Below are 4900 nucleotides of genomic sequence, written 5' to 3'. Positions count from 1 at the left end.
GATCAGCCAAAGCGCCGGATGGATTGGGCGTTATCTGGAACTCACGAGTTTGGCGCAGGTTCCACACGGCCCACAGGCGCGTGAGAAAGTCGAGGTTTTGTTGTCGACAGCTGCTCGGTTATCAGCGGACATGGCGGGCTGCAGGATCTTCGGGTCGACATGGGCTGGCCGTTGTAGGTGCCGTCGCCGCTCCCCCTGTGTTCGCTTGATGAACTCCATCAAGAGGGAGGGCGCCGGTTCGGCGTGTGTCTCAAGCAGGAAATGCCCGCCGCGAGGGAACATCAGCACCGTCGCCTTGTGACTCCGTCCTTCTTTTTCAGCCTGCGGTCCGCAACGCATCGAGCAGAGGTGTTCGAGCGGGAGCGCTATCCATTTCCAGCTTGTAGTCTTCGAAGGCCAAAGTGACATCATTGGCATCCGTGAAGGGAGTCCATCGGAAACCCGCCCCACATCTGGCTACCATGTTTCGCCTCCGGCGTTAGTTTATCTCCTGACGCAACAAGTTGCTTCGAGGAACGGAAAGGAAGTCCCCGAGTAAGGAGACAGGAGCGATGACGAAACACAAGACCGGAACACGCGAAGAATGGCTGGGAGCGCGGCTCGCACTGCTCGAGGCGGAGAAACGGCTCATGCGGCAGAGCGACGAGCTGGCGCGACAGCGACAGGAGCTGCCGTGGGTTCGGATCGATAAGGAGTATCTATTGGAGACCGAGGAGGGAAGCGCCTCGCTCGCGGACCTTTTCCAAGGGCGCTCGCAACTCTTCGTCTATCATTTCATGTTCGGCTACGGATACCGGCTCACCGATGAGCGCCAAGGATGCACCGGATGCTCCTTGATCGCCGATCACTTCGACTGCGTCATCCCCCACTTGAACGGCCGCGACATTACCCTCGTTTGCGAATCGATTGCCCCGTTGCAGGAGCTCCAGGATTACAAGCAGCAAATGGGCTGGCGCTTTCCGTGGGTTTCGTCACTCGGGAGCGATTTCAAATACGACTTCGGCGCCGCCTTCACCGAAGAGCAGCAGAGAGACGGCGCCGACTATAACTATCAGCATGTCGACACGGCCGAGCCGCAGAAGGAGGGAATGAGCGTCTTCGCGCTCCACGACGGTGCCGTCTACCACACCTACTCCACCTACGCCCGTGGCACCGAGGCGCTTATGGGGGTCTACCGTTTCCTCGACCTGGCTCCGTGGGGAAGGAACGAGAACGGGCTCGAGTTCCCCCAGGCATGGTGGCGCCGCCATGACGAGTACGGCAATCGCTGAGCGGTGAGTGTCATGGGCACAACCGCGAATTACGGTGACAGGTGCGCTATATTTCCTTTCTGCCTGCCGGGCCTTCGATCCGCGCCCGCGGTGGGCGCAGATCCGCCTCATGAAGATAGTGCGCGTCCGCTATGACGCCGGGCCTGGCGGCATCTTTTCGAACGTCGTCAGCCCGGTTTCCATCTTGTCCCAGGGGAGGGCCCGGCTGCCGTAGGTCACAACGGTCGGATTGAACCGGCTCGGATCGTCGAGGCTTGCGGCATGGACCGTGATCGGGTCCGGCATGGCGGTGTATGTCAAGTAAACCGGGGTTCCGCAAACCGAGCAGAAGGAATGGATTTTGACATTTCCGTTGTCCGCCGCGATACGCCAGTCCGTCGTCGTGCCGGTGATGGCCACGTCCGCTCGCGACGCAAACGTCAGATAGGATCCATGACCGGTGCCGCTTCTTTTCTGGCAATCGCGGCATTGGCAGTGGTTTTCGAAGATCGGGGCTGCCTTTGCCTCGTAGCGCACCGCGCCGCACGCGCATCCGCCGGTGTAGAGAGTGCTCATCTGCTCGGTCCTTTGTCCTGGGTCAGGCCGCTCGTTCGGAGGCGCGCTGCCTGGCGAAGACATCGATCGCCTGACCCGTTTCGAGGAAGGATTTCAGGCTGGAGAGGACGATCGGCCAACCGCGCTTGATGCCGTTCGCCATCCCGCTGCCGGCTTCGAGTTCGTCATGGGTGACGGTCAGCCGGACCATGGCCTCGTATTCCTCGAGCTCGAAGGTCACCCGGCTGTAGCTCGCCGGATCAGATGCCTGCGAAGCGTTTGCCCAGGTGATGACGAGACGGGTCGGCGGCGACACCTCGACGACCTTGCCGACGAGTTCGACGGTCCGTTCATCATTGGCGCGGATATGTTCCCATCTTGAACCCGGCTTCCAGTCAGAGACGTTCTCGTGCCCCCAGTAGTGCCGTGCGAGGTCCGGTTTCGTTATTGCCTCAAACACCTTTCCCGGTGTCGAGACAACATAGGTCGTGTAGATAAAGCTTTCCTTGGTCATTGCTACGCTCCTTGTAGTTTCGCGAGCATAGGTAGATGGGGAAACCGGACTCGTGTGAGTGACAATCGTGTCGCGAATGGCTTCTAGTATGCCGGAAGGTTGATGCATGACGCGCTGGGACCTTGCTCATGGACGGCATCTCGACATTGGCGCGAAATCGTTGCTGATGGGGATTTTGAACGTTACGCCGGACAGTTTTTCCGACGGGGGAGAATTCGATCGGCCGGAGCCGGCGCTCCAGCAGGCGCGGCGTATGATCGGCGAGGGCGCGGCGATCATCGATGTCGGCGGCGAATCCACCCGGCCCGGAGCCGGCGCCGTTTCGGCGCGCGAGGAACAATCGCGCATCCTCCCGGTCATCGAGGCGCTGTCGTCCGACGGCGGCACCCTCGTTTCGGTCGACACCTATCGGGCCGACACGGCGCGCCTGGCGGTCGCTGCGGGCGCACATATCGTCAACGACGTGCATGGCCTGCAGCGCGAGCCCGACATCGCGCATGTCGCGGCGGAAACCGGGGCCGGCCTCGTCATAATGCACACCGGGCGCGGCCGCGAAAAACTGGCGGATGTGATCGCCGACCAGTTCCTGTTTCTGAACAGATCGCTGGAGATCGCGCGCGACGCCGGCATCCCGGACGACCGGATCGTGCTGGACCCGGGCTTCGCCTTCGCCAAGGACGGAGAGGAAAACCTTGAGCTTATGGCTCGCTTCGGTGAATTGCGCGCTCTCGGTTTTCCATTGCTGGTCGGCACGTCACGCAAGCGTCTTGCCCGTCACCTGGTCGGCGGAAGCGACGAGGGGCGAGACGTCGGCACAGCGGCGACCAGCGTCATCTTGCGGCTGAAGGGCGCTTCGATCTTTCGCGTGCACAATGTCGCGGTCAATCGCGATGCACTGGCTTTCGCCGACGCGGTGCGCGAGCGCGAGTCGGTGGAATAGAAGAGCGCGCGTCAGGCGGGCTCGGTCACCACGCCGATCCGCCGGTAGACGAATTGTTCGTCATTCGAAGGAACTGCCGCAGCACGCTGGGCTTCGTCGATCAGCATTGCCATGCGCGCATGGATCGGCGATTTCGCACAAGCCGGGTCCGTCGCGGCGGCGTCGCCGGCGATCGCCATCGCCTGGCAGCGGCAGCCGCCCCAGTCGATCTCACGCCGCTCGCAGCTGCGGCAGGGCTGCTGCATCCAGTCGGTGCCGCGAAAGGCGTTGAATGCCGGCGAATCCGTCCAGATCTCGGCCAAGCTGCGCGGTCCGAAACGCTCAAAACTGAGCGACGGGATGGTCTGTGCGGCATGGCATGGCAGCACGGTGCCGTCCGGCGTCACCATGAACGCGTCGCGCGCCCAGCCGCCCATGCACGGCTTGGGATAGACAGCGAAATAATCCGGCGTGACGAAATCGATGTTCATGATGCCGGTGAGCCGTTCGCGCGCCACCGCGACGATTTCCGCCTGCCGGTCGACCGCAGCACGCTCGGGCATCAGTTGATCGCGATTGGTCAGCGCCCAGCCGGCGTACTGCACGTTGGCGATCTCGAGCCGCTCCGCGCCCAGCGAGAGGGCCAGATCGATGAATTCCGGCACCTCCTCGATGTTGTGACGATGGATCGGTGCGTTGATGGTGAGCGGCAGGCCGGCCGCGCGAGCGCGGCGTGCCGCCTCCAGCTTCTTTTCGTGGCCGCCTTTGTGGTTGCCGATGCGGTCGGTGGTCGCCGGACGTGCGCCTTGGAAGCTCAGCTGCAGATGGTCGAGCCCGGCTTCGGCAAACGCCTCGATGCGGCCTTCGGCGATGCCGACGCCGGCGGTGATCAGGTTGGTGTAGACGCCGCGCGCCGAAAGCCCGGCGATCAATTGCTCGAGGTCGCGGCGCAGCGTCGGTTCGCCGCCCGACAGATGCACCTGGAGAACGCCGAGATCGGCGGCCTGCGAGAACAGGTCGAGCCAGGTCTGTGTATCGAGTTCGCGATTGGCCTTCAGCAATTCGAGCGGATTGGAGCAATAAGGGCATTGCAACGGGCAGCGATGCGTCAGTTCCGCAAGCATGCCGATCGGAGGGAGAAGGGGCTCGCTCATAGCTTCACCAGCAGCTTGTCCGACCACTCCTGCAGGAAGGCGACGACGTCGGCCGCCACGGCCTCCTGTTCGGCGTCATAATCCGCGGCAAGGTCGGCAATGATGTGGCCGACCGTGGACCGTCCATCGCAGCGGCGCAATATGTCGAGGCTGATGTCGTTCGGCCAAAATACTTTTTCCGGCGAAAGCACGGCGAAGGCCTGCCGCATGGGATCGTACTGTATGCGCACGTGCTTCGGCAGCGACGGCACCGATCGTGACGACACCAAAGCTCTTTCGCGCAGCGCCATCATCGGGCTGTCTCCGGACGGAAGGCGCCGGGCGGGATGTTTCCCGGCTCGGCATAAGCGTGTTGAAGCGCGTCGAGCATGGCCCAGAGTATATCGCATTTGAACACCAGCGCATCGATCGCCTGCTGCTGGCGCTCCGCCGTGTCGGCATGGCTGAGCACGTAGGCGAGGGCAAAGTCGGCGTCGCGCGAGGCCTGTTCGGGCCGTCGGGTGAAGTC

Annotated in this window: 6 protein-coding genes and 1 pseudogene; 2 read left to right on the top strand and 5 right to left on the bottom strand. The window is 62.8% G+C overall.

Going from position 1 to position 4900, the window contains the following annotated elements:
• Window positions 1-551: 551 nt before the first annotated feature.
• On the top strand, window positions 552-1271 hold the full coding sequence (locus EOA86_RS22345; protein WP_128343613.1) for a DUF899 domain-containing protein: 720 nt from the start codon (window positions 552-554) through the stop codon (window positions 1269-1271).
• A gap of 129 nt (window positions 1272-1400) precedes the next feature.
• Here the strand turns inward: EOA86_RS22345 and EOA86_RS22340 are convergent, their stop codons facing one another.
• Window positions 1401-1826: a GFA family protein gene (locus tag EOA86_RS22340; protein ID WP_128343612.1), complete on the bottom strand. Its 426-nt coding sequence runs from the start codon at window positions 1824-1826 to the stop codon at window positions 1401-1403.
• Between the two features lie 22 nt (window positions 1827-1848).
• Window positions 1849-2319 (bottom strand): SRPBCC family protein, encoded by a 471-nt coding sequence (locus EOA86_RS22335; RefSeq protein WP_128343610.1) that lies wholly within the window; start codon window positions 2317-2319, stop codon window positions 1849-1851.
• Window positions 2320-2425: 106 nt separating this feature from the next.
• Here EOA86_RS22335 and folP point away from each other — a divergent pair, with 106 nt between their 5' ends.
• The gene (folP, locus tag EOA86_RS22330; RefSeq protein WP_128343608.1) at window positions 2426-3259 is read left to right on the top strand and encodes a dihydropteroate synthase; all 834 of its coding nucleotides are present in this window, start codon (window positions 2426-2428) and stop codon (window positions 3257-3259) included.
• Window positions 3260-3270: 11 nt separating this feature from the next.
• Here the strand turns inward: folP and pqqE are convergent, their stop codons facing one another.
• The 3 genes and pseudogenes from pqqE to EOA86_RS22315 form a co-directional block, all read right to left on the bottom strand.
• On the bottom strand, window positions 3271-4392 hold the full coding sequence (gene pqqE / locus EOA86_RS22325) for a pyrroloquinoline quinone biosynthesis protein PqqE (RefSeq protein ID WP_128343606.1): 1122 nt from the start codon (window positions 4390-4392) through the stop codon (window positions 3271-3273).
• Window positions 4389-4685, bottom strand: coding sequence for a pyrroloquinoline quinone biosynthesis peptide chaperone PqqD (gene pqqD / locus EOA86_RS22320; RefSeq protein WP_128343604.1), 297 nt, complete (start codon window positions 4683-4685; stop codon window positions 4389-4391). The genes pqqE and pqqD overlap by 4 nt, the downstream gene beginning before the upstream one ends.
• A pseudogene (locus EOA86_RS22315) lies at window positions 4682-4900 on the bottom strand (pyrroloquinoline quinone biosynthesis protein C); the annotation flags it as partial. The gene pqqD and the pseudogene EOA86_RS22315, both read right to left, overlap by 4 nt.

The sequence above is a fragment of the Mesorhizobium sp. M5C.F.Ca.IN.020.32.2.1 genome (genome assembly GCF_004023105.1).
In the GTDB taxonomy this organism is placed as follows: Bacteria; Pseudomonadota; Alphaproteobacteria; order Rhizobiales; family Rhizobiaceae; genus Mesorhizobium; species Mesorhizobium wenxiniae.
The sequence above is the reverse complement of the archived record's forward strand: the minus strand, read 5'-3'. Positions and strand labels throughout refer to the sequence as shown.

Bases quoted from the DNA above. Each gene is read 5' to 3' on its own strand.
- EOA86_RS22345 (WP_128343613.1), top strand. From the start codon at position 552: ATGACGAAACACAAGACCGGAACACGCGAAGAATGGCTGGGAGCGCGG.
- EOA86_RS22340 (WP_128343612.1), bottom strand. From the start codon at position 1,826: ATGAGCACTCTCTACACCGGCGGATGCGCGTGCGGCGCGGTGCGCTAC.
- EOA86_RS22335 (WP_128343610.1), bottom strand. From the start codon at position 2,319: ATGACCAAGGAAAGCTTTATCTACACGACCTATGTTGTCTCGACACCG.
- folP (WP_128343608.1), top strand. From the start codon at position 2,426: ATGACGCGCTGGGACCTTGCTCATGGACGGCATCTCGACATTGGCGCG.
- pqqE (WP_128343606.1), bottom strand. From the start codon at position 4,392: ATGAGCGAGCCCCTTCTCCCTCCGATCGGCATGCTTGCGGAACTGACG.
- pqqD (WP_128343604.1), bottom strand. From the start codon at position 4,685: ATGATGGCGCTGCGCGAAAGAGCTTTGGTGTCGTCACGATCGGTGCCG.